The 21,196-nt window shown below is 57.5% G+C and carries 32 protein-coding genes, 1 other RNA gene and 1 pseudogene; 8 read left to right on the top strand and 26 right to left on the bottom strand.

The annotated features are described in order from the left end of the window. Positions 1 to 39 precede the first annotated feature (39 nt). The gene (locus tag ACZ6WW_RS15680) at positions 40 to 501 is read left to right on the top strand and encodes a hypothetical protein (RefSeq protein WP_465275021.1); all 462 of its coding nucleotides are present in this window, start codon (positions 40 to 42) and stop codon (positions 499 to 501) included. A 3-nt stretch (positions 502 to 504) separates the two neighbouring features. On the opposite strand, the gene ACZ6WW_RS15675 is transcribed toward ACZ6WW_RS15680, so the two are convergent. From ACZ6WW_RS15675 to ACZ6WW_RS15590, 18 genes and pseudogenes are all read right to left on the bottom strand, one after another. Beyond that, on the bottom strand, positions 505 to 804 hold the full coding sequence (locus ACZ6WW_RS15675; protein WP_465275176.1) for a hypothetical protein: 300 nt from the start codon (positions 802 to 804) through the stop codon (positions 505 to 507). Positions 805 to 819: 15 nt separating this feature from the next. Next, a pseudogene (locus ACZ6WW_RS15670) lies at positions 820 to 921 on the bottom strand (HGGxSTG domain-containing protein); the annotation flags it as partial. A gap of 40 nt (positions 922 to 961) precedes the next feature. Then, positions 962 to 1,189 carry a hypothetical protein gene (locus ACZ6WW_RS15665; RefSeq protein ID WP_465275020.1) on the bottom strand — a complete coding sequence of 76 codons (228 nt, stop codon included), beginning with the start codon at positions 1,187 to 1,189 and terminating at the stop codon, positions 962 to 964. Between the two features lie 58 nt (positions 1,190 to 1,247). Beyond that, on the bottom strand, positions 1,248 to 3,095 hold the full coding sequence (locus tag ACZ6WW_RS15660) for a lytic transglycosylase domain-containing protein (RefSeq protein ID WP_465275019.1): 1,848 nt from the start codon (positions 3,093 to 3,095) through the stop codon (positions 1,248 to 1,250). 232 nt (positions 3,096 to 3,327) lie between these two features. Continuing rightward, positions 3,328 to 3,687 carry a hypothetical protein gene (locus tag ACZ6WW_RS15655; protein ID WP_465275018.1) on the bottom strand — a complete coding sequence of 120 codons (360 nt, stop codon included), beginning with the start codon at positions 3,685 to 3,687 and terminating at the stop codon, positions 3,328 to 3,330. Between the two features lie 50 nt (positions 3,688 to 3,737). Continuing rightward, positions 3,738 to 4,559, bottom strand: a complete 822-nt coding sequence (locus ACZ6WW_RS15650; RefSeq protein ID WP_465275017.1) for an ATP-binding protein — start codon at positions 4,557 to 4,559, stop codon at positions 3,738 to 3,740. Then, positions 4,531 to 5,292, bottom strand: a complete 762-nt coding sequence (locus tag ACZ6WW_RS15645) for a helix-turn-helix domain-containing protein (RefSeq protein ID WP_465275016.1) — start codon at positions 5,290 to 5,292, stop codon at positions 4,531 to 4,533. The genes ACZ6WW_RS15650 and ACZ6WW_RS15645 overlap by 29 nt, the downstream gene beginning before the upstream one ends. Continuing rightward, on the bottom strand, positions 5,289 to 5,474 hold the full coding sequence (locus ACZ6WW_RS15640) for a hypothetical protein (protein ID WP_465275015.1): 186 nt from the start codon (positions 5,472 to 5,474) through the stop codon (positions 5,289 to 5,291). The genes ACZ6WW_RS15645 and ACZ6WW_RS15640 overlap by 4 nt, the downstream gene beginning before the upstream one ends. Continuing rightward, positions 5,471 to 5,749, bottom strand: a complete 279-nt coding sequence (locus ACZ6WW_RS15635; protein WP_465275014.1) for a CHC2 zinc finger domain-containing protein — start codon at positions 5,747 to 5,749, stop codon at positions 5,471 to 5,473. Before ACZ6WW_RS15635 ends, ACZ6WW_RS15640 begins: the two co-directional genes overlap by 4 nt. Further along, entirely contained in the window at positions 5,746 to 5,979 is a 234-nt protein-coding gene (locus ACZ6WW_RS15630; RefSeq protein WP_465275013.1) for a helix-turn-helix transcriptional regulator, read from the bottom strand. Before ACZ6WW_RS15630 ends, ACZ6WW_RS15635 begins: the two co-directional genes overlap by 4 nt. A gap of 93 nt (positions 5,980 to 6,072) precedes the next feature. After that, positions 6,073 to 7,170, bottom strand: coding sequence for a hypothetical protein (locus ACZ6WW_RS15625; RefSeq protein ID WP_465275012.1), 1,098 nt, complete (start codon positions 7,168 to 7,170; stop codon positions 6,073 to 6,075). 124 nt (positions 7,171 to 7,294) lie between these two features. Next, entirely contained in the window at positions 7,295 to 7,519 is a 225-nt protein-coding gene (locus tag ACZ6WW_RS15620; RefSeq protein ID WP_465275011.1) for a helix-turn-helix transcriptional regulator, read from the bottom strand. Next, positions 7,491 to 7,688: a hypothetical protein gene (locus tag ACZ6WW_RS15615; protein ID WP_465275010.1), complete on the bottom strand. Its 198-nt coding sequence runs from the start codon at positions 7,686 to 7,688 to the stop codon at positions 7,491 to 7,493. Before ACZ6WW_RS15615 ends, ACZ6WW_RS15620 begins: the two co-directional genes overlap by 29 nt. A gap of 10 nt (positions 7,689 to 7,698) precedes the next feature. Continuing rightward, a complete protein-coding gene (locus tag ACZ6WW_RS15610) occupies positions 7,699 to 8,004 on the bottom strand; it encodes a hypothetical protein (protein ID WP_465275009.1) in 306 nt (101 codons plus the stop codon). Then, the gene (locus ACZ6WW_RS15605) at positions 7,997 to 8,314 is read right to left on the bottom strand and encodes a hypothetical protein (protein ID WP_465275008.1); all 318 of its coding nucleotides are present in this window, start codon (positions 8,312 to 8,314) and stop codon (positions 7,997 to 7,999) included. The genes ACZ6WW_RS15610 and ACZ6WW_RS15605 overlap by 8 nt, the downstream gene beginning before the upstream one ends. A 349-nt stretch (positions 8,315 to 8,663) precedes the next feature. Then, a complete protein-coding gene (locus ACZ6WW_RS15600; protein WP_465275007.1) occupies positions 8,664 to 8,936 on the bottom strand; it encodes a hypothetical protein in 273 nt (90 codons plus the stop codon). Positions 8,937 to 9,053: 117 nt separating this feature from the next. Next, a complete protein-coding gene (locus ACZ6WW_RS15595; protein WP_465275006.1) occupies positions 9,054 to 9,704 on the bottom strand; it encodes a hypothetical protein in 651 nt (216 codons plus the stop codon). Between the two features lie 43 nt (positions 9,705 to 9,747). Next, positions 9,748 to 9,954, bottom strand: a complete 207-nt coding sequence (locus tag ACZ6WW_RS15590) for a hypothetical protein (RefSeq protein WP_465275005.1) — start codon at positions 9,952 to 9,954, stop codon at positions 9,748 to 9,750. A gap of 74 nt (positions 9,955 to 10,028) precedes the next feature. On the opposite strand from ACZ6WW_RS15590, the gene ACZ6WW_RS15585 reads away from it, so the two are divergent. After that, positions 10,029 to 10,274 carry a hypothetical protein gene (locus ACZ6WW_RS15585; protein WP_465275004.1) on the top strand — a complete coding sequence of 82 codons (246 nt, stop codon included), beginning with the start codon at positions 10,029 to 10,031 and terminating at the stop codon, positions 10,272 to 10,274. Between the two features lie 18 nt (positions 10,275 to 10,292). Here ACZ6WW_RS15585 and ACZ6WW_RS15580 read toward each other — a convergent pair whose 3' ends face one another. Continuing rightward, on the bottom strand, positions 10,293 to 10,520 hold the full coding sequence (locus ACZ6WW_RS15580) for a hypothetical protein (protein WP_465275003.1): 228 nt from the start codon (positions 10,518 to 10,520) through the stop codon (positions 10,293 to 10,295). Positions 10,521 to 10,658: 138 nt separating this feature from the next. Next, complete coding sequence (locus ACZ6WW_RS15575; protein WP_465275002.1) at positions 10,659 to 10,913, bottom strand: hypothetical protein; 255 nt, start codon at positions 10,911 to 10,913, stop codon at positions 10,659 to 10,661. A 196-nt stretch (positions 10,914 to 11,109) separates the two neighbouring features. On the opposite strand from ACZ6WW_RS15575, the gene ACZ6WW_RS15570 reads away from it, so the two are divergent. After that, positions 11,110 to 11,331: a hypothetical protein gene (locus ACZ6WW_RS15570; RefSeq protein WP_465275001.1), complete on the top strand. Its 222-nt coding sequence runs from the start codon at positions 11,110 to 11,112 to the stop codon at positions 11,329 to 11,331. 795 nt (positions 11,332 to 12,126) lie between these two features. On the opposite strand, the gene ACZ6WW_RS15565 is transcribed toward ACZ6WW_RS15570, so the two are convergent. The 3 genes from ACZ6WW_RS15565 to ssrA all read right to left on the bottom strand — a co-directional run bounded on the left by ACZ6WW_RS15565 (position 12,127) and on the right by ssrA (position 15,051). Next, positions 12,127 to 12,657 (bottom strand): hypothetical protein, encoded by a 531-nt coding sequence (locus tag ACZ6WW_RS15565; RefSeq protein ID WP_465275000.1) that lies wholly within the window; start codon positions 12,655 to 12,657, stop codon positions 12,127 to 12,129. Between the two features lie 651 nt (positions 12,658 to 13,308). Continuing rightward, entirely contained in the window at positions 13,309 to 14,535 is a 1,227-nt protein-coding gene (locus tag ACZ6WW_RS15560; protein ID WP_465274999.1) for a tyrosine-type recombinase/integrase, read from the bottom strand. A 163-nt stretch (positions 14,536 to 14,698) separates the two neighbouring features. Further along, positions 14,699 to 15,051, bottom strand: a transfer-messenger RNA (tmRNA) gene (gene ssrA, locus ACZ6WW_RS15555). 143 nt (positions 15,052 to 15,194) lie between these two features. Here ssrA and ACZ6WW_RS15550 point away from each other — a divergent pair. Together ACZ6WW_RS15550 and ACZ6WW_RS15545 are read left to right on the top strand one after the other, a co-directional pair. Then, a complete protein-coding gene (locus tag ACZ6WW_RS15550) occupies positions 15,195 to 15,647 on the top strand; it encodes a GNAT family N-acetyltransferase (protein ID WP_465274998.1) in 453 nt (150 codons plus the stop codon). Between the two features lie 71 nt (positions 15,648 to 15,718). Beyond that, positions 15,719 to 16,492, top strand: a complete 774-nt coding sequence (locus ACZ6WW_RS15545) for a hypothetical protein (RefSeq protein WP_465274997.1) — start codon at positions 15,719 to 15,721, stop codon at positions 16,490 to 16,492. Between the two features lie 420 nt (positions 16,493 to 16,912). Here ACZ6WW_RS15545 and smpB read toward each other — a convergent pair whose 3' ends face one another. After that, positions 16,913 to 17,401: an SsrA-binding protein SmpB gene (gene smpB, locus ACZ6WW_RS15540; protein WP_281849106.1), complete on the bottom strand. Its 489-nt coding sequence runs from the start codon at positions 17,399 to 17,401 to the stop codon at positions 16,913 to 16,915. 89 nt (positions 17,402 to 17,490) lie between these two features. Here smpB and ACZ6WW_RS15535 point away from each other — a divergent pair, with 89 nt between their 5' ends. Both ACZ6WW_RS15535 and ACZ6WW_RS15530 read left to right on the top strand, forming a co-directional pair. Next, positions 17,491 to 17,922 (top strand): type II toxin-antitoxin system RatA family toxin, encoded by a 432-nt coding sequence (locus tag ACZ6WW_RS15535; protein WP_281849105.1) that lies wholly within the window; start codon positions 17,491 to 17,493, stop codon positions 17,920 to 17,922. Continuing rightward, on the top strand, positions 17,915 to 18,199 hold the full coding sequence (locus ACZ6WW_RS15530) for an RnfH family protein (protein WP_465274996.1): 285 nt from the start codon (positions 17,915 to 17,917) through the stop codon (positions 18,197 to 18,199). The genes ACZ6WW_RS15535 and ACZ6WW_RS15530 overlap by 8 nt, the downstream gene beginning before the upstream one ends. A gap of 10 nt (positions 18,200 to 18,209) precedes the next feature. On the opposite strand, the gene ACZ6WW_RS15525 is transcribed toward ACZ6WW_RS15530, so the two are convergent. Further along, positions 18,210 to 18,653, bottom strand: a complete 444-nt coding sequence (locus ACZ6WW_RS15525; RefSeq protein WP_281849103.1) for an outer membrane protein assembly factor BamE — start codon at positions 18,651 to 18,653, stop codon at positions 18,210 to 18,212. Between the two features lie 77 nt (positions 18,654 to 18,730). Here ACZ6WW_RS15525 and fur point away from each other — a divergent pair, with 77 nt between their 5' ends. Beyond that, positions 18,731 to 19,150 (top strand): ferric iron uptake transcriptional regulator, encoded by a 420-nt coding sequence (gene fur, locus ACZ6WW_RS15520; protein ID WP_465274995.1) that lies wholly within the window; start codon positions 18,731 to 18,733, stop codon positions 19,148 to 19,150. Between the two features lie 405 nt (positions 19,151 to 19,555). On the opposite strand, the gene ACZ6WW_RS15515 is transcribed toward fur, so the two are convergent. Next, positions 19,556 to 21,151, bottom strand: coding sequence for an MASE1 domain-containing sensor histidine kinase (locus tag ACZ6WW_RS15515; protein ID WP_465274994.1), 1,596 nt, complete (start codon positions 21,149 to 21,151; stop codon positions 19,556 to 19,558). Between the last annotated feature and the right edge of the window lie 45 nt (positions 21,152 to 21,196).

Here is a 21,196-nt window from a genome sequence, read left to right as displayed (position 1 = left end):
AGGATGCAGCCTGTCATCGCCCAATGGACTGAGAGCCCGATGCCCAAGCGTTCACCGTCCACAACTATCGATTCGCTAGAAGAACGTGTGCGCGAACTCGAAAACGACCTTTTCTTTGCTCGACAGGCAGTCTTTCAGCTTATTGATCCGCGCGCACGGCAGATATTCGAACCCATGCCAACCCCGGCTGATCTGAGGGAGGCTTACGACTGGTTTGAAGCTGCGATGAAGAAAATTCTGGACATTGCAGAGCCATTTTTCGCCGAAGATAGCCGGACAGGTATGTCACTGGGAGATCGCGCCAGATGTCCTCTATGCGGTGAGAGTTCATCCGATTACTACAATCCCGATAATGGCTTCGCCTTCCCTGAGGGCTTGCTATGGCACCTATTGGGAGCTAGGCGAGCGAATCAATGCGGCGTTTCCAGGGTAGTGCTTGCGGAAGTCCGAAGGAGGAGCGCCCATGTTCCCGGACGTTGGCTATCGGATTTTGATGTTTAGCCATTAAACGTCTGGGTTGGGGTCGATCAATTGGGGTAGCTCATCAACGTTCGGTCCCCGGAGCCGCACGCGTGTCAGCTCCAGCGCTTCAATGCGCCCGAGCTGCCGATCGATGATGCCGGCGTAATCGGTACCGGTATCGGGCTTCTCTTTTTCTGCCCTGAGGGTGCGATCGAGCCGGATCCTGGCTAGGCGCAATTCTTCGTCGACCTGGCCCAATGACAGGGCGTCATAGAGTTCGCGCTCCTCGTCCGTAAGGTGCGCTCGATAGATACCGTGTTTCACTGCGTTGATGTTCCCCATAGGAGCTCCTGGGTTCGTCCCGCCATGCATGCGGCACCGACCGTTAGGCATGGCCGGGGAGGGGCAGGGAACGCCTCTCCGGGTCTTGGCGCCGCATCGCCTGGGATTGTTTTTCAAACCGGATGTATCCGCATCAATAACACACGCCTGTCGCCCCTCAAGGTGCCTTCAGCTCACCCTTGATCAAGCCGCGCTTGCGCAGTTCGTCGATCAGCCCGGGCTTGGAATGGAGGCGTGCCCATAGTTTTTTTGCCTCCTTCAACTGGCGCCCCTTGGCGGTATGGGCCACTGTTAAGAACGCCGCCGCTACTCGCAGCATCTGTTCGCGCGGCTTTGGGGGCAATTTGGACTCGAAAGTGAGAAGCCGCTCCTCAAAATCTGTCAAGGTGTCTTTCGCTTTCCCTGGGGTCGCGTTTGTGCGCGGGGTGCTGTGCCTAGTCATGTCACAGCCTCGCAGCATTGGAAGAGACAGCCACGTTTGCGCCGGCGCGATTGTCGATCGTCAGACTCATGCTCCCTTGGTTTCTGCTCATCCTCTCAAGGATCTGTCGAATCTGATTCAACGTCTCGGCCGGCAGATGGTTTGGATCGTCCCAATTTCCGCCTCCTTTTGCTCTTGCAGCCAGATCAGCGTCAACATTCCCCGGTCCCCAGTTGTATCCGGCCAGCGCGAGCTTCATCTGATCCCGGTTGCTTCCGTATTTCTTGAAGAGATCGGAATAGAAATGAGCAGCGCCTTCCGCGCTTTGGCCAAAGTCAAAGGGATTTGTCACTCCGTATTGCTTGGCTGTCCCGGGCTCAAGCTGGAACGGTCCTTGCGCGCCCTTTTTCGATATTTCGCTTAGTTTCCCACGCGATTCCACATGCATGGTGGCGGAGAGCAAGCCGTCGGGGAGATTGTATTTGTGCTCGAGGTAGCCAAGCTTTGCCGCCACATCCTTGGCATCAGGTCTGCCAGCAATGGCTTGTGCCGCTGCAGCGATATCGTTCTTTCGAACGGTCTTGGAGATGCCATTCTTCATGCTCGGGTGTGCATTCGGATCGTCATTCAAGACCGGGACAACGGCCCCCGTTGGAAGCGTGACGTTGTGATACTTCTCCGGATGGAGAGTTAGGTCCATATACGAGTAGTTATCGGGTTGTAGCCATTTTGCGACTTTGACGACCGTATCGGCGAGCGACTTTATTGAGTCGATGAACTGCGCAGCGTTCTCCCGGAATTCCTTAGAGCCAAGGTACTGAGAGAATGTCTCTATGCCGCCCTGAATGGCTTTGAGGTTTTTCTCAGTGAGGACGCCGTTGATCAGCACCTCTGCATCCTTTTCGAGGTTACTGACAAACGATCCGAGAGACGGTGCCAGCACAGATAGCTTATCCGTCAGCGAGGTCTCCAGCTTCTGCCCGGCGAGCGTCACCTGACGCATGAAGTCGTACATCGCATTTGTCGGCGACGCACCGATGTTCAGGGCCTGGCTGTCCATGCGGTATTGAGCTTGAGCCACTTCGAGCTGTGACCGCGGGGTGGCGCCAAGCCGGCGCATGTCTTCCAATGTCAATCCAGATTGCGAAAAGCCCGTCCCGCGTAGCTGCTCCTCGGTATGCATGGAGGCCGGCGTGCTGGCCCACCAGTCATGCCCCTTGAGGGCAAGCTGGGCAGCGATGGCTCCCGGGTCCATTCCCGTAAGCTGTGACGTTTGCATGCCTGTGGCCATCGACAGCCACGCGCGTTTCGTATAGCTGTTCTGGGCATCGGCAACGGAGTTCAGAATGCCTGGATTGAGGTAGCGACCCAGGTCGGTGTCAAAGGCCCGATACTGACCTGTGGTCATGCCGAGACCGAGCGCGCTGCGCTGGTTGCCGACGGCGCTCTCTGCGAGCTTGTTCATGCCGAAGGTGGCGCCAGCAAAGAGCCCGGCGCCCCATCCGGTGGTCTTCATGAGGAACTTGCCGATTCCAAAGATCGATTCACCGACCTCCTTGGCGTGTTTCGCGATGCCCTTCATCTTTGATTCGCTACGCTCGGATTGATCGCCGAATTCCTTCTGTGCATCAATCGCGTCGCGCATCGACTCGCTGAGTTCCCGGGCATAGCGCGTGGCATTGAGCATGGCATCGGACATCAGTCCTGCAGCCGCAGCAAATTTTGCGTGCGTTTCACCAGCAACATCGTCGATCTTCTTCCATTCCTCCGGCGCATGCGCAAGCCGTTCCTCGTACTCCTGGTACAGCGCATAAAACTCCTTGAACTGCTTGTCATCAATATCGATCTTAATAACTGACTTGGTTGCCATAGTTTGGGCCTTTGAATGGTTAGAAAGGTGGCGCCCGCGTCTTCACGGGAGGAGAGGGCCCGTGCTGGCGTCAGCGACGCGAGCGCCAAAGCAAACTGGTGTCAGAAGCGTCGACGCTGACGACGGCTCTTTGAGCGAGTCTTCAGATGAATTCTCGGGTAGTACGGATGCTTGAAGCGCTGCACGTGCTTGTTCGGCGAGCCGTGATTGGTTAGGTACATGGACAACCTCCTCAGCCCACGACCTGGATGCGCTGGCCGGGGCGAAGCTTGACGCTCTCCTCACGGGCACCTGGTTCCTTGTTGAGCTTTGCCCGATATCCGCGATCCATGAAGGGCCCGAACGCTGCAGAGATATCCCCCTCGAACTCCTCAACGAGCCTGCCTCCTCGATCGCGATGCGTGGTCATAAACAGGCGACCAGAGTTTCGCGCGTTGGCTCTTGCTTCCTTCAAAGCAGCGTCTTCAATCGCAGAGAACGTAGCGCGATCCATACGCATGAAGTCGATCTTCTGCGCCGTGGGGCTGAGGCTCTTGATTTGAGTCAGTCGAAACTTGCGTTGATCGATGGTGCCTTCCGGATCGAAATACATGGTGATCTCCTGAGTTCTGTTGTGGGTGGTCTAAATGTCGCGGGACCTAGCTATGCAGCCTTCTTCCCGCGGTAGCTTTCCCAGTTAAAGGCAATGACTGCACCGGATTCGCGGAACCGGTCGATGACTCGATCGCCGAGAAACTGGGATATCTCCTGGATCGTGAGGTTGCTGATGAGAATCGTGGATCGGCAGTTTTGATACCGCTCGTTGATGATCTCGAACATCAGCGTTTTTTCGTGCTCGCTGCCGTTCTGCGCGCCAACCTCGTCGAGAATCAGGAGATCTGGGAAGAGAAACGATTCAATCGCTTCGCTTTCACTGATATCGCTGTCGCGTCGGTAGGTATCTTTGATCTTCCGGAGTGCGCCAGACACCGTGATGAAAACTGCTGATCGAAGTGTTCGAATCGTCTCCTGAGCCGCGGCGCATGCGAGATGCGTTTTCCCAGTGCCAGGTCGCCCTGTGAAGATCACAGATGCGCCGGATTCGTCGACTACGCTTTGTACTAGCCGACGACTTACAGTGAGGGCGTGTTCCTGTTCTCGCGTCTCTGCTTTGAAGGTTTCGAAAGTTCGATCAAAGAACCGCGATGGGATGCCGCAGTTGTCGAACAGCCGATCCATTTTTTTCTGTTGTGCTTCTTGTCTGGCTCGCTCTTGACGCGCCAGGATCTCCGCTTCTTTTCTTGCGTTTCGATCTACATCGCAAATTGGACAGCCCGAGAAGATGGGGTCACAAAACGGCTCGATCCCCGGGAAGACTGCCAAACACTTCGATTGATACTCACCGTGTTCCTTACACATCTTCGTCATGGTCGGAATCTGGTTGCGTGCTATCACGTCAGTTCCGGAAGAAGCCTGGGAGTTCATCGTCTGGGGTTCCGTTGTAAGTCTTCTGGGAGAATTGCTGTGCAATGGCTGGCTTGTTGCTGGTGTGCTTCGGCGGCCCGTTGATTCGGTAAGCACGCCGCATCCCGTTTCGCCATGTGGCTTCCCAGTCGACCTTGACGCCACGTGCACCTGGTACTGCGCGCCAGAAGTCACCGAACTCGGCGGTGGCTGTCTCGATGTCGAGGCCAGGCACTTCCTTCATCGCCCACTGCAGCAAGTCCGTGCTCGGAGCCCAGTTGTCCGGTAACCGGCTTCCTCTTTCCGTCGTCGAGTTGCGTCTCTGACGGTTCAATTGGTGATTAGGTGGTGGTTGAGTGGTGGTTAAGGGTGAACCACGTTCGGGGGAGGGTGAACGTGGTTCGGGGGAGGGGTGAACCGTATTCGGGGGCGGGGGTGAATCTTGTTCGGGGTGAATGTCATTCGGGGCAGGGGTGAACTCGGTTCGTTCCTGGGGTGAACCGCGTTCGGGGGTAACTGTGTAAAGGGTCGATCTACCATTCCGAAACTCGCGGTGGAGGTATCCACTGCTTTCGAGGTACGCGATCTGCTTCTGGACGCCTCGATCGCTCATGCCGCATCGTTCGACCAGCATGAGGATGGAGGGGTAGCATTCGCCGGCGTCGTTAGACATATCGGCCAAGCAGGCAAGGACCAGCTTCGCCATAGGCTGGAGCTGTGCCTTCCAGGTCGCGTTGAGGAGCATGAAGCTCATCCGGCAGCCACCACCGCACGGCGTTCGATCATCAGCACACGAAAGCCTTCAGCGGCGCGCTCAAGGTTGATCAAGATCTGGGCATTGCTCGTACCGTTATCGGCGACGTGATCGGCCAGGGAGCTCATACAGAGGCAGGCGGCCAGCACGTCATCGTCGATGTCTTGGAGAGGGCGGTTCACTTCGTCACCCCGATCAGATCGTCGACCGCAGCGGTCCACGTCATGCCGGTCAGGCGTTGGTGGAATTCCTGCATGACGCCTCTGCCACAGCGACGGCAATGCCAGTGCCCGGTGTTGAGATTCACGTTTAGCGACGTGCCTTCATCGGCATGAAGCGGGCATTTGCCTTGTGCTATGCCACTCGCGCCTGCGGGACCGAGCATCTCGATACGAGCGGAGTAGTACTGAAATGGCTGCGGCAGGAGGTCCAGCCAGTTGCAGGGTAGGTGGCTCATGCGGCCACCTGCTCGATCAAGGCGCGGATCTCTTCGACCTTCCAGGCAGTAATCCGCTTACCGAGCTTGACGGGTTTGGGGAAGCGTCCTGTGCGGACGCCGGCCCACCAGGTGGAGCGGCTTACAGGAATCAGGGCCGGGACCGCGGCAGCGGTATTGGTTGCGGCCTTTCCGACGATCTGCGGGAGGCGGAGATAGCCGGTTTCGGGAAGTGCCGGACTGCTTTGCATGGTGTCACCTCTCATTGGGTGACACGAATTCAATCAGTGGAGATGTCCTCCCCCGCAAGTATCCCCTTGTCCCCCAAAATGGGGGACAAGGACCTATTCATCGCAAATCTCGCCATTGGCCCGTAGCCGTTCCCAGGCTTTGTTAAAGACTACGGTGGAGAAAGACGATAGCTTCGACCGGGTAGCTTTTTTGGCGCCAGGTTTGCCGGGTTTCCGCGCTGGCAAGGCCATTGGATCGATGCCGAGATCAACAAGAGCTCTTTTGATTTCTTCTTCTTGATAGCGATGTTGGCTCTGTGGTCTCGAGTGATGCTCGGATGTGTTATCTCGAATGGGCATCGGAACATCAATAACACCTAGAACTACTAGACCGCCGTGGTACACCCCGCGACCTTGGTGGGCATCATCGTCTGAGCCCAGCTGCCAACTGGGCTTCATGGCGATATCGGGCACATGGGACGTGTCATTTTGCTCGGTATCGGAGAGCTTCGTGTCTTCGATGTATACGCGGATTTTTTCCTGATCATGTCGAAGAACCGTGCTGATGCTGCTTGAGTGATACCGGAAGACCCGTCCGTCCTCCAGATGCACGCTTCCCGGCATGACGGATATGGTGAGGTGATCAGTGTCATTTTGCTCGTTGTGGACCCGTTGACTCGATGTCAGCTCAAAGCCGGCCACTGAGCCTATTGATGTAAGGGGCCGGTGATCCGATCGTTCTGTAGTGTGTGGATCAGCAATGACTTCTGTTCGTTTGGCCCATGACAGCCAGTAGGGCGTGAGACCCTTGCTAGCTGCCCAGGCGACCCAGTCGGCTGGAGTCTTCCTTTCGTCGAGCGAGCCACCGCGCGCGTAGTCAGCAAGCGTAAGGAACTGCTCAAGAGCTTCTTCGAAGCGAGGATGGCGCCAGCTGACGTTGGCAAGGGCAATCATGCCCTCGGAGAGCATGTCTAGGTAGCCTATGTTTCCTGCTGAATACTGACCGAAACCTTCAGCTGCTTCGGACCAGCGCGTAACATTCGGATCGTATCCGGCAAGCAACATGAGCGCCTCTCGCCTTGTCCAAGTGTCACACTTAATCCATTCACGAATTAGTAGCGGATCCAGGACCTTTAGCGGATTTTCGTCTTGTAGCTTGACTACATCGATCACGCTGCCCGGGGCATGTGGATTGGGAACGTAAGCAGGCATGTGCGCTCCTTCAAGCGCCCTTCAAGAAGGAACCGCGCCAGCCGGGGAAGGTGCCCGGTTTTCGGGGATCAGCCTAGGCGCGGCATTACGAGAGCAATGTACCGCAGAGGCGATCATTGTTTGGCTAGGGTCCAATAGGCTTTCTAGCAAGCCACGCGCCCACCAAGTCGCGTTCACCGATCTTCTGGTCGATCCAGGCTTCGACTTCACTCAGAACCCAGCGACTTGCGGTGCCAAGTTTTACGGGCCGGGGGAAGGTCGAGCTGGCCATGCGCTCATAGACGGCTGTACGCCCAAGGCCGGTCAGCCTGGTGACCTCTTTAAGATCTATCAAACGCTTTTCTGTCATGGCCGTCTCCAGAGAAGGGCGGGGGCATCAGCGTTCCGTACTTCTCTTCACATTCCTTCATCAGTGCAAGCAGCCGCAGCACCATTGGGCTGAGCTGCTCACCGTCACTTTCCCTGTGCAGAGTCGAGCGGGCGCGATCGGATGGAAACGGGATGATCATCGCGGTCATGTCGGCGCACCTACATGAACTGAATCGTGCGAAGAGCATCCGCAAATTTTGAGACTGTTTCGGCGTCCCCGGTGGGGTCCATAACCCTGTCAGGAAGGGGCCATTTGCGGCCTAGCGACTCAAAAATCTGCTGCTGATTTAGCATTTTCTGCACTTCGCCGTAACTGGCGAGGCCAATCAGAATGACATTTCGAATTATGGCGATGTCCTCTTTGTTAAGGACAACGTCATCATCGAAAAGGGTCTCCACCCTCGTATTTGCCTTGATTGGAGAATTCGCAGCAACTACGGCGATATCTTCTGGCTTCTTAGACATGACGCGCCTCCTCAATGAGCGCGATCAGTTGCTCCTGCGAAATGTCTTCTGCAGTTTTGCCTAAAGGGATGCGATTGTAGACATAGAGCTCTTGCTCGAAGGTTAGGTTGTAGCCATTGATGAACTGGCGCACAGCCTGAAAGCAGTGTTCCATATTGGATCGCAGCCAGCGATCTTCTACCTCCGGCGAGTTGGCAAAGCCCCAAACGGGAATCGACACTACGTCTGAGCGTTGGGTCTTCACCCACTGGGCAGTGTCCGCATCGATAGCAAGTTCGATCTCGGTAAGCGCACTGATTTCCGGTTTCATGGTCATGATCCACCTCTGGCAATAACGCTGAAGAGGCCACCCAAGCCTTAGAGGTAAGGGTGGCGGACGTGCAGGGGTGAGAAACCGGCGTACAAGGTAACCGGCCAGCACAAGGCTGCCCTGCACGCCCACCATAGAAAGGAGGGCGTGACGCAACGGGCACAAAAAAAGCGCCATAGGCGCCGTTGCGCCTTGTAACTATCAGGTTCTCACGCCTGGTCGCCGAATTTGCGGCGACATAGTGATCTTCTGCCGGGGCTTCTCTGAAGTCAAGTGCCGAATGAAGCTAGCCGCTGCGAGTTGCAGGCAAGTGGGGGCTTAACACATTGCTAGACATCCCGTGCGCTAGCTAGTCGAGACCCTGCTGCTTCATAACTGCGCGAGCAATGCACTGCGAAATCCCACGCATATTTTCTAAATACGCCTCGCGGTAGGTATCGACGTTGAATGGCGGTGTATCCATCTCGCCATCGACAGCTGCAGCGGTTCGCCGCTGCCATGCCAGGTGCAATTGGACTGGATCCGGGTGTGTCTCGATGAGTGATTGCATGACTTCGCCCGTAGTCGCCGCAACAGCCATGACTTTGGCAACCAGATGCAAAAGTTCGTCGTTCTCTTCCATAGATTCCCCCTTATTGGTTGGTGGCTATTTGGCGATGCGAGATTACCACGGGGTACATATTTGCCGGCTTGTGCAATGCCTGTCTGCGAAGATCGGTGGCGTTAACGATGGATGAAGTCATTTAAGCAGTGCCACGACAGCTTCGACAGCGGCACTCAATGCGCGATCCAAACGCTCTGTGAGTAAGGTGAAATGCATGACATAAACTCGCTGGTCTTCTTCATCGTTTGAATAGTCGCCACGTCGAACGCGCTCCAGTTCGCCTATATCGGCCATCAGGTTCCCGTGTAGGAAAACGAGGTTCTGGACAGGCTCCGCCGCTGACCCAAGCTCATGATATCGACCTATAAGTTCTCTTATCGCTTTCGGTGTGCTGTAGCTTCGAAGCCAGTTATCTAGCTGCTCTAACCGGTTGGTATTCTCCTCCTCACTGTTTTCAGCGTCGTCATTGACGCCTCTAAAGTTGTCACGCCATTGCCGCAACGGCAGAACGATCACGAGTGCACGATCTCGGGCAAGTAGTCGAGCGTCTTTTTCCTTCAGTTCCCGTGCTCGCTCGTGCTGCCAATTCGCAACTCCGAAAGCTCCGGCGATGGCGATGATCGATCCGATCGCTTGTGCCCATCCCGATATATCACCCCACTTCAACCTATCTCCCCAACCTGCCTGCGGCGGATAGATGATGAACATGATCGTCGCTGCACCAGCAAGGAATCCGACCAACGTTGGCCAATCGAAGAGCTTGCGTAGCCTTGGAAACTCGTTCATGCGTGACACCCCTGTCCCGTTGAGTGCGCAAATGGTGCCACGGTTACCGCTTACCAGCACGGCGTTCGTGAATCCGCTTGAGCGCCTCTGCACCATGGTCTTTAGGTCGAAGGCTGCGCCAACCTCCGACCACCGCCGATATCAGCGCTACGACACCAAACACAAAGAACACCAGCTGCAACCAGTCCGGCATCGGCGCACTGTGCCGGCGGAACCACATAGCCATGCCGATCATTCCAAGGTGATCCATGACCGAGCCCCCATCCTCTTCAGTGGTGCCATGGTGATAGCGTCCGGGGCCTAATCGCAACCGGAGCGCATGACATGAGCAACGATATCGATTGGACCCTGACCATGATCGCCGCGTTGGTGGCCAGCGATCGCTGGCTATCTGCAGACGCGTGTGCAGTCTTCCTGGGCATAGTGACCACGGCGGTCAAGCCGAATCGCCGCGGCTTCCTCGAGCGAGTTGCATGCGGGCCGGACTTCCCCAAGGCCAATCCAGTGACGCGGTCATGGAAGAAATCAGAGGTCGACGAGTGGGCGATCGAGCAGCGTCGCAATATCTGATTCGGGCGAAAGAAGGCATCAGTGAGAGATGGTCTCACGCGCCTTCTCATGCCCGGCAGTAAATGCCGCTTCTGCAGAGTTATAGCGTGCGCCTTCTCGTATTTTGATTGGCGGCAGACCATCGATCGCGACCTCTTCAAGGCTGAACTTAGTGGCGCCATTGCTTGCATATACGGTGAGCATGTAGCCGATGCCGTTGTATTCGCCATCACGGAGAAGTATGCGGGCGTTTTTATAGTCGTTCATGCGTGGACTCCCTAATATTTGGTATGCCGATCACGTATTCGCTTAGAGCTTCGGCCCAATGGTCTTGGGGTAAGGGCTGCGTGAAGCGAACGCTGAAGCTATGGTCGCTTGGCGCGAAAGGGTGGAATCGTGATGCGATTAGCTTCGAGGTTCGACGTAAGGGGGCGCAAGCTTCTCCCTTACAGCTGCCATGAAGGTTCGGCCCAGATCGGACACGCCAATGTAGAAGTCTCCCAGCTCTGGCACTCGAGCTCCGTGCAGCGGCCCAGCGCGCTTGACGAGGCCGTTGGACAACAGCCTGCCAGCGTATTCAAGTGGAATCTCTTTGGCGCCAAAATCGATGTGGAACAGCGCATCGACGTCTTCTTGGAAAAGCCCCTTGGTGGCGATCATGCGTGAATCCCCTGCCCAGTTCGGTACGCTGAGCATAACGCGTGAAGGGCGCAGCCTAACCGGCGTACACGGCTTTGCAGGCCGCTGCATGACCACTCTGCCACCTGGCCATTGCGCGAGCCCCGGGGTGAAGCGCATACGATCTTGTGCCGCCCTCAGTCCTATTTACGCCGCGGTTTGGGTCTAAGCTATCCCTATGGATATTCTTGAATCCCCGCGCGATCTACACCTCATTAAAAAGGCCCTGGCCGTGGCCGTGCTGGCGATGCGGGACAACACCGGATCGTTGAGCTCGCCGAGCGACATGCATGACATGAAGCTGCTGCTAGAACGGCTGGCAGAGGATCGGGAGCTCGATTTCTATACCAGGACAGCGTGGATTGCGCTGAAGGGGAGCCTGCCGCCGGGGGAGGGGTAACGTACCCGCAGCTGCGAGACGGGATGGATTCGCTGATGTGATGCGTTACGTGCCCATCGCCAAATTTGCGGTGTGGTGGGTTAGCTGCGCTATAGCATGTTGAAAGGCAAACTTCGCCGAATACAAAGGCGGCAGAGTTGATCACGAAGCCACTGACGGTCAGCGGAAGTCACTTCGGATCCACCTAGAAGCTCCCGCATCGCACTTTCCAGCGTGGCTAGGCCATTGGCCGTGGACGACATCGTTTTTGCTGAAGCATTGATGGTGTCCAGACGATCTTGCAGATCCAGTCGGGATTTCATCATGAAGGCATGATGCGCTTAAACATGATGGGGTTATGTGAATACGTTGAATCGCTATCAGCTGAGCTTGCGTGCCTGGTCAGCTCAAGCCGGCATGCTGCCACTCGTGCTGCCTAATAGTGCGATGTCAATCTGCTCGGAAAGCGGCATGTCGAGAAAGTAAAAAGACAGTCCCTTCAGGATCGGACGAACGGTGAGTTGTCGAGAAAGGCATCGATCTGCCTTTTGGCTTCAGCTAGTACCTCTGTCCCGCTCCAACTAGTAATGGTGCGTCGCTCACCAGGGCTGCCCGGCCTCATCTCATGGTGCATTTGCGACTGAAATCCTCGCGGTTGTGGCTCCACTGGAAAGGTGAAATGAGCAATATGCTCGCTGCTGATGATGTCAGAGCCATACGTGATAACTACGCCTCTGTACGTCTCCATAAGTGGGTTCATTCTCATCATCTCCAGGAATACTGATGACGCAAAAAACCCCGCTGTGCGGGGCTCTTTTACACTGCAAATTGATGGTGCGATTCTATGAACCTTCCAGCATCCGTCTCGGACAGAGAGAAAAGCTCGCGTGTAGTCTTCATGATCGATTGAGAGCATACGACCGCCACCGCCACTGGGATTACGTAGACAAACCAGCCGCCAGAGTTGTAGAAAAACACATCTCGCAGATGTTCATTTGCACGTTTCACAATGTCCTTGATCGCTGCGCTTTCGGTGTCTTCGATAATTTTCGCGCGAGCACTTACTCGATCACGAAACGCAGCATCGGACGCAAACCGGCGCTGCAACTTGATCTGCATTGAAAGATCAAGGACATCAACAGAGTTGATGGCATTGTTGATGCCATCATGCGCAATGTCGAAGGCTTTCTTGTCAATGTCTTGTGAGTCGATGTACACGCTTCGCAGTTCATCGCGCAAAGAAAAAAACTTGTTCCTGAGACTCGTGTGGATCGCAGGCAAGATCACGCTTTCGTACATGTAGTGCCATGCAGCTAGCAGCACGATGGCCACAACAAGATATTCCATTTCGTTCTCCTTACCTTCGGCTCGAAGAAAAACTTCTGTCAGCCAACTTCTCTTGAAGGCCGGTTTTTTCCTTGCCTATCCGACCACTTTCAGCGTCCGTCGTTCCTTTGACAAATCGCGCGTGCACCACCCAGCCAAAAAGCGTCACTATCCATAGTACATATCCGACGCCTTGATGATGCTCTAGTAAATGCACTAATTCGTGCCCGACTGACGACAATGTCGCAGAATCCGCTCGAGCGATCCAAAGCAGCAGCGCCAGCGAAAGCGTCATGGGCAAGAGTTGCCCTTTGTTCAAGGACGCTACAAAAATGTCTCGAAAAGACTGCGCCCAAGTTACTCGACGATCAATCGTCGTCGATTTCTTTCCAGTGGAAGTTTTCCCGCCCACGCCCCCTCCGCGTCGCCATCCAAGCTCGTTGTTCGGGGAAACCCCCGAGTTCGGCGGCGCAGCACTGAAGCATGTCCGCACAAACGTGGAGATACTAGCGCGTGAAACAAGTCCTGTGAAACATAAATCGCTATTATCGTTAAGGTACTCTCATAGATTGAGATTACAAAAAACAGGCCGTAAAGGCAGTGGAAATGACAAGAGTGCGCCGAGAGGTGGCGAGAAAACTGAGTGAAAACATGCTTTTAGGTTTTTTTGTTCTAGCGACTGATCAGTTGCGCCCTGATAACCACGACCTGGCCACCAGCCCGTAGACCATCGAGGTAGTCTGCCCAGCCGGCCATCATCTTGCGCCGCTCAGCCAGATGCGCCGTGCGGTTATACGCACGCCCATTCGGGTCTTTCACGGCATGGGCCAGCTGGTGCTCGATATAGTCGGGGCGGATGTGCAGCACTTCGTCCAACACAGTTCGTGCCATTGCACGAAAGCCGTGGCCGCTCATTTCATCGGTGGCGTAGCCCATGCGACGCAAGGCCGACAATACGGCGTTGTTGCTCATAGGGCGTTTTGGATCCCGTGCACTTGGGAATAAGTAGCGACCCCGCCCGGTCAGTGCGAACAATTCGCGGAGAATCTCTACGGCCTGCGGAGCTAGCGGTACCAAATGCGGTTCGCGCATCTTCATCTTCTCGGCGGGCAGATTCCACTGTGCATTGTCCAAGTCGAACTCGGACCACTCTGCTTGCCGGAGCTCGCCAGGTCGCACGAATACCAAGGGTGCTAGTCGTAGGGCGCATTTGGTGACGTATGAGCCTTGATATCCATCGATGGCGCGGAGTAGGGCGCCAATGGCATTCGGATCAGTAATGGCGGCAAGATGGGTCTGCTTAACTGTGGGTAGAGCACCACGTAGATCAGCGCCGGGGTTGCGTTCGGCTCGCCCGGTGGCAATGGCATAGCGGAACACTTGACCGCAGTTCTGCAGCACTCGATGGGCTGACTCCACGGCGCCGCGGTCGACGATCCTATTCACCGTTGTCAGTAGTTCTTTGGCGGTGATTTCTGCGATCGGCCGACTACCAAGCCACGGGAAAATATCGTTCTCCAGTCGCAGCATGATCCGGCTCGCATGCAACTCGACCCAAGTCGCTGATTGCTTCGCGTGCCATTCGCGAGCGATTGCCTCGAAGCTATTTGCTGCCCGCTCTTCTCCAGCAGCCTTTTCAGCCTTGCGTTGCACACCAGGATCGATACCGGCGGCCAGCTGTTTGCGCGCGGTGTCGCGTTTCTCGCGAGCGTCTGCCAGTCCTGTGTCGGGGTAGGTACCCAGCGATAGCAACTTTTCCTTACCCCCAAGCCGATATTTGAAGCGCCACCATTTCGAGCCGTTTGGATTGAGTAGCAGATACAAGCCGCCGCCGTCCGCCAGCTTCTTTGGTTTGTCCGGGAGAGGCGCCTTGCGAATGCCGGTGTCTGAGAGCGCCATTGGGGGTAACACCTTGCAGGAATGATCGGATACCCCCAAACCTACCCCCAGTTACCCCTGGATTTCAATGGTTCGGGCTGGACGACATTGGACAAGAAAAAGGCCGGAACCCTTGGTATGCTTCGGGTTTCCGGCCTGTATTGGACTTGCTTGGAGCTTGAATTGGTGGAGGTGGCGGGAGTCGAACCCGCGTCCGAAGGCGTTCAACGCCCGGTACTACATGCTTAGCTCACTGTTGAATCTCGTCCCGCGACAGCACAGTGTGCGCGGCGCATCGAAGGACCAGCCCGCTTTATTTAACCCTTACCGACAGGCGGCAGCTTCGGGCGATCCCGTGATAATGACCCTACATCCACGAGCACAGGCACAAGTGGGTTCGGGGCTAGGCCTTAAGCGGCCAGAGCGTAGTTGTCGTCGTTGGCAACTATAAGTTTTGCGACTGGTTTAACGAGGAAAGTCACCCCCTCGGCATGCACCAAGCTATCTCACTACCCCCGTCGAAGCCATGACACCCCCAGGGAAACTGGGATAGAGCTGGAAGGGAACCGGGAAAAGCTGGAACGGGTAAGTATATGTAGCTATTCGGTCATACATCAAGGCTGCGCACGCAGCTGTGTTACGTCTATTGTCATCACCGTGGGCGCCACAAGGGGAAAGTCATGGCACGGATACGTCTGGCCGAGCAGGGCGACGCGGGTTTGTTGACCGAGTTGCGTTGCGCGTTTCTCGAAGAAATGGGGCAGCATCTGCCCGATGGGTTCGCCGACCGGTTGCGCTACTGGATCGAGGACGCCCTGGGCGACGGCAGGCTGGTGGCCTGGCTGGCCGAGGTCGACGGCCGGGTGGCGGGCAGTGCGGCGGTCAACCCGTATCCGCATATGCCCTCGCAGGCCTATCCAAACGGGGTGGGCTGGTATGTGCTCAATGTCTATGTGCGGCCAGGCTATCGCCGGAAGGGCGTTGGCGATGCCTTGCTGACCACGGTGGCCTCGGCGGCGCGGGAGCAGGGCGTGGATATGATCAACCTGCACGCTACCGTCAGCGCGCGCGCCTTGTACGAGCGGCATGGGTTTGGCGTCTCGGTCGATGCCATGAGCATGCTGCTGGAGTGAAACAGGTCGCTTTCGCGGCGGTCGGGGCAGGGCTATAGTCGGGACAGTCCAGGTAAGGGGGGGGGCTCGCCATGTGGCAGGAACTGGGGCGCGCGATGAAGCGCGTTGGCAAGGCGACGGGCAATCAGGCGCTGATCGACAAGGGGCGCCACTGGCAATACGGCCATATGTCGCCCGAGCAATTGATGCGGCACCATCCCTCGGCGTTCTTGCGTACCTATGCGGTGCAGTCGCATATCGAGCCACCTGATGTGGTGGGTAAGGCTGCGACGACGCAAGCGACCTATCAGTTGCGCCACGACGTGGGTAATGCAACGACGTTTCCGAATATGCACAGTATCGTCGGCGGCGACGGCGTGACGCGCGCACCCACGGCTCACCTGCATCTGGTGTTTGCTTCGCAAGCGGCGGCACATCAGGGGGTTCATCAGTCGAACCAGGCCGGCGCGAATTTCGATGCCGCATTCTTGCCGATGCGGCAGGCCAAGCAGGACAACTTCGCCGGTCAGCTGACGAATAAGAAGGTCGCGGGGTGGAGGACGGGACGGATCACCGAAACCGCTTTGACTCAGCAGCAAGAAAATCTCACGCTGACGACCCAGCTCAGCGGCTGCACGATCGCCAAGCGGCGCGACAACATGATGCATTTGCGGCCGGTAGCCAACGGTGCGGCGATGCATACGAGCCTGCCGCGAGCGGAGACGTTCGGGCGGCTCGATTACCCCGCGCAGGGCGAGCAGGCGTTTGTGATGATGAAGCGCAAGCCCGATGGGCATACCCGGCTGTATTTCCAGACGCACGATTCGACGACCGGCACGATGCGGAGCGGGCGTAAGGATTTTTGAGTTTCTGGACGCTGAACTAGTTGTTGTGGGAGCGGCTTCAGTCGCGACAGATCGTGACGTCACCGGGTGTCGTGACTGAAGGGAACCTCAAATAACCTCAGTTTTTATCGTCATCCCGGCGAAGGCCGGGATCCATTCCTCAGTTGTCGCTTGTCAGACGGCCTGTGGCAAGCGTCCGCGCTGAGGAGTGGATGACCAGCTTCGCTGTTGAAAAGCGCCTCCGGCCTTCGCCGGAATGACGAATAGGAAGGGTTTTTTAGAAGCTCCCTGAAGTCGATCCTACAAAGACTTCATTCCTACGGCGACCGTCAGCAGTGAGCATGTATTGATCACCGCGTACTAAGTACTTGTCGACACAGCATTGAATCGTATTTGTCCACAGGCTTATACGAAGTACATCCACAGCGGCTGTGGAAAACTTCAGGCGTGCTTGTTGTGCGAGCGCATCGTGCGCTGCTTTTCGCGCTGCCAGTCGCGATCCTTGTCCGCTTCGCGCTTGTCATGCGCCTGTTTGCCGCGTGCCAGGCCAATTTCGACTTTGACCTTGTTGCCTTTCCAGTACATGGCGATCGGCACCATGGTGTAGCCCTTGCGCTCGACGGCGCCGACCAACTGGTCGATCTCTTCCTTGTGCAGCAGCAGCTTGCGTGTGCGGCGGTCGTTGGCGACGACGTGGCTCGATGCGCTGATCAGCGGCGGGATCGACGCGCCGAACAGGAAGATCTCACCCTGGTTGACGATGGCGTAGCTGTCGCCGAAGTTGATCCGGCCCGCGCGCAACGATTTGACTTCCCAGCCTTGCAGCGCGACACCTGCCTCGAAACGGCGGTCGATATGGTATTCGTGGCGCGCGCGTTTGTTCAGCGCGATGGTGCCGCCGGTTTTTTCTTTGTCCTTCGCCTTGGCCATGTCCGTTAAACTTCGGGCTTAACTTGCCCTGTAGTGGTTCGTCCCCACTGATATGGGGGTGAACACGATGAGATTCATGTGAGGCTGACGTGATCGAAATTCGCCGCAGCGCCCTGGTGAAATATTCACCGTCGCAGATGTTCGACCTGGTCAACGATGTTGAAGCATACCCAAAGCGCTTTGCCTGGTGTGCGGGCTCGGAGGTATTGGAGCGTAGCGACAACGTACTGGTGGCGCGGTTGGACCTCACCTTTGCCGGCCTGCGCCACAGCTTTACCACGCGCAACACCGTCGATCCGCCGCATCGCCTGCATATGGCCCTGGTCGAAGGCCCGTTTCGTAGCCTCGATGGGGTGTGGGAATTCATTGCGCTGGGCGATGACGGTTGCAAGATCGCCTTTGCGCTGGATTTCGACTACGCCGGCCGTGTGGGTGGCATGGCGTTGAAGCTGGGTTTTCAAGGCCTGGCGAGCCGTATGGTGGACGACTTCTGCCGCGAGGCGGAACGTACCTATGGCTGAGCCGATCCACGTCGAAGTGGTCTACGCCGCTACCGATCATCAGGAGCTGCGTCGTCTTACCGTGCCGGCCGGCACCACCGTGATGCAGGCCATCGTTGCGTCGCAAATCGCCTCGGTCCTGCCGGAAGAGGCGATTGCCGCAGACCGTCTGGGGATCTTTTCCCGTCGGGCGGCACCGGACGATGTACTGGCCGATGGCGATCGGGTGGAAATCTACCGTCCGTTGACTCTGGATCCCAAAGAAGCGCGCCGGCGGCGCGCTTCAGGGAAGGGTTGACCGCGGAGCATCAGTTTCCGCTGTCGCCGCTGTCCTTCTTCTCTTCCTCAGGCGTCTTGGTCTTGTCGCCCTTGGTTTCGTCGACCGGGTAGCTGGCGTGGTACTTCTTGCTGTCGTTGACCAGCTGCTGCGCGTCCTCGGCGAAGAAATCGCCTTCCGTACGCACCAGGGTGTCGTTGTTGAAGGTGAGGCTCAGCGTGCGCACCTTGATCGCGCCGCCGCGGTGCTGCTGGGTGGAGACATAGTCCCAGCGGTCATGGTCAAACGGGCTGCTTACCGACGGCGAACCCATCAGCACCAGCACCTGACGCTTGGTCATGCCGGGCTGTAGCTGGGCTACGTTTTTCTTGTCCAGCAGGTTGCCTTGCTGCACGTCGGGGGTATAAACGAGGCGACAGCTGGCCAGGGAAAGGGCCAGCATGGCGAAACCCAGCGTGCGAATCAGCTTATGCATGCGTCTTGCGTCCGGATCGTAAAGGTTCAGATGATACACTAACGGCTTGCCAGCACGGCGTTTGCCGGGGAAATGCTATGGAACAGGAAACCAAAGAACTGCGCAGGGCCGGGTTGAAAGTGACCCACCCCCGTATGCGCATCCTGCAGATCTTCGAGGATGAGGATGCCCATCACCTCACCGCCGAAGACATCTACAAGAAACTGCTTGCCCACCAGGAAGATATCGGCCTGGCCACAGTTTACCGGGTGCTGACCCAGTTCGAGGCCGCCGGTATCGTGGTCAAGCACAACTTCGAGGGCGGCCAGGCCGTCTACGAACTGGACCGCGGTAAACACCACGATCACATGATCGATGTTGACAGCGGAAAAGTGATCGAGTTCGTCAGCGAAGAGATCGAGCGCCTGCAGCACGAAATTGCGGCCAAGCACGGGTACGTGCTGGAAGACCACAGTCTGGTCCTTTACGTGCGGCCCAAGCACAAGTCGGGGCGGTAAGTCCGGCGGCTGCGCCGCCTGAAAAGGGTAAAGAGTAAAGAGGAAAAGCCGGCACCTATGAGGTTGCCGGCTTTTTGTTTTTCCCCTTGACCCTTTTCAGGTGCGCAGCACCGGCTTTACAGGCGGCACAGCCGCCGGACTTTCTTCCAGACGAAAAAAAGCCGCCGATGGACTCCTGTCCACCTGACGGCTGATCCGCGACCAGACTGGTTGCACTGCATGGCGAGTTGCTCGCGGCGGTACATCCATCGGTAACGGCGGAATGGCATCCTGCCATTCTTCATGCCCACCGTCCCCACGGTTGGCATGGCACACCATCTTGCGATGGTGGCTCCCCCACATCGATGGGAGAATCCTAACGAAGCCTTCACAAGAGCGGTATTGGAAAATTTCCTAGTTATAGATTTACAGCCGGTGGCTGTCGGAAGGCGAGTTGTTGCTGCGCAGCAGGATGCGAAGGTGCACGCCTTGTGACTCAGGTCGCAGACGGAATAGCCCACCTAATGATGTGACTCGGTCGCGCATGCCTTGCAGGCCGCGTCCGCCACGCGGCATGCGACTTGGCAGGCCCACGCCATCGTCTCGAATATCCAGTAGCGCGAGCGCCGTTCCCTGGCGCTCACCGATGCGCAAGCGCAGCTGAAAATGCCCCGCCTGGGCGTGCTTCACCGCGTTGGTGGCGCTTTCCTGCACCAGGCGATAAATCGCCGTGCGGGTGTCTTCGTCCAGCAGCCGCGGATCGCCGTGCAACTCGGTGGCGTAGGTGATGCCGGCCGTGGTCAACAGGTCTCGGATGGGGCCTTCGTCCAGCGCGCGCAACAAGCCGAACTCGTCGAGTACGGCGGGACGCAAATCATCGAGCAGGCGATGCAGTGCACGGCGCATATGACCGAGGATCATATTGATCGAGTTACCGACGTCTTCCATGCCGACCTGCGCAAGGCGCGATTGCGCGAGCTTCAGATGGGTCTGGATCGCGGTGAGGTTCTGGCCCAGTTCGTCATGCAGTTCGGCAGCCATATGGCGCCGCTGATTTTCTTCCGCCTGCAGGTTGCCGCGTGCGGCGTCGCGCAGTTGGCGGGCGAGGTGATCGAGCCGGCGGTTGACCGCGGCCAGATAGACGTTCTGTTCGGCCACGCGCTCGCTGCTGCGTCGTAATGCATCGGTGGCCGAGCCGAGCATCAATGCGCCGGTGCCGGCCACCGCCAGGAAAAGCTGTGCGGAGGCATTGGAGGTGCCATGTCCTGCGAGGCGGTCCACGATCGTCATGCCCAGGCTGGAAATCAGCATCGCCATGCTCGCACCGCGCCAGCCGTGGCGGAACGCAAAGAACAGCACCGGCGCCAGCGACAGCACGCGGGCGAACTGCGGTTGCGGTGGCGCGTGGGCGGACAGCACCAGCAGGATCGCCATGGCCGGCAGCATCACCAGCAAGCCATCCATGGTCAGGCGCGCGGTGGCGCGGCGACTCAAGTGCGCGCGGGCCAGCATGATCATCAGCGGCACCACCAGCAGGATGCCGACGTAGTTGCCGAGCAGGTCCTGTCCCAGCGCCTGCATCAGCATGTCCGACGATGGCGCAGCATGGACCATCGCCAGCAGCGCGCCGTCGGCGGCCGTGGTGGTGGCGACCGTGAAGGCCGCCGACAACAGCAGGCGCGAGACGTCTTCGGGGTCGCGCAGGCTGGCGTGCAGGTTGGCGCGACGCATCAGCCACATGCAGATGGCCACGATAAACGGCTCCGGCAGCTCGCCGACCACAAAGCCATACCAGCCCATCGGCATGTGGGTCGCTTCGGTGATGATGCCGGTCGCCGCCAGCTCGGCGACGAGCAGCCAGGGCCAGTAACGCATCGGGGTCAGCAGCAGGGCGCCGAAGCGCAAGCCGTACGGCAGCATCCAGTACGGTTGCTCGGTAGGCCACAGAAAGGCCCACAACACGAAATAGCACAGGCCAAGCAGCAGGCCGGCGCCGGGGAAGGATAGGGATTTGGATGCCATGGGGCGCGATGTTACATGTCGGGCAGGCGCGTGCGAGGCCGACGC

This window comes from Dyella sp. NPDC103356, from assembly GCF_055584465.1.
This window is presented reverse-complemented; position numbering and strand designations above follow the sequence as displayed.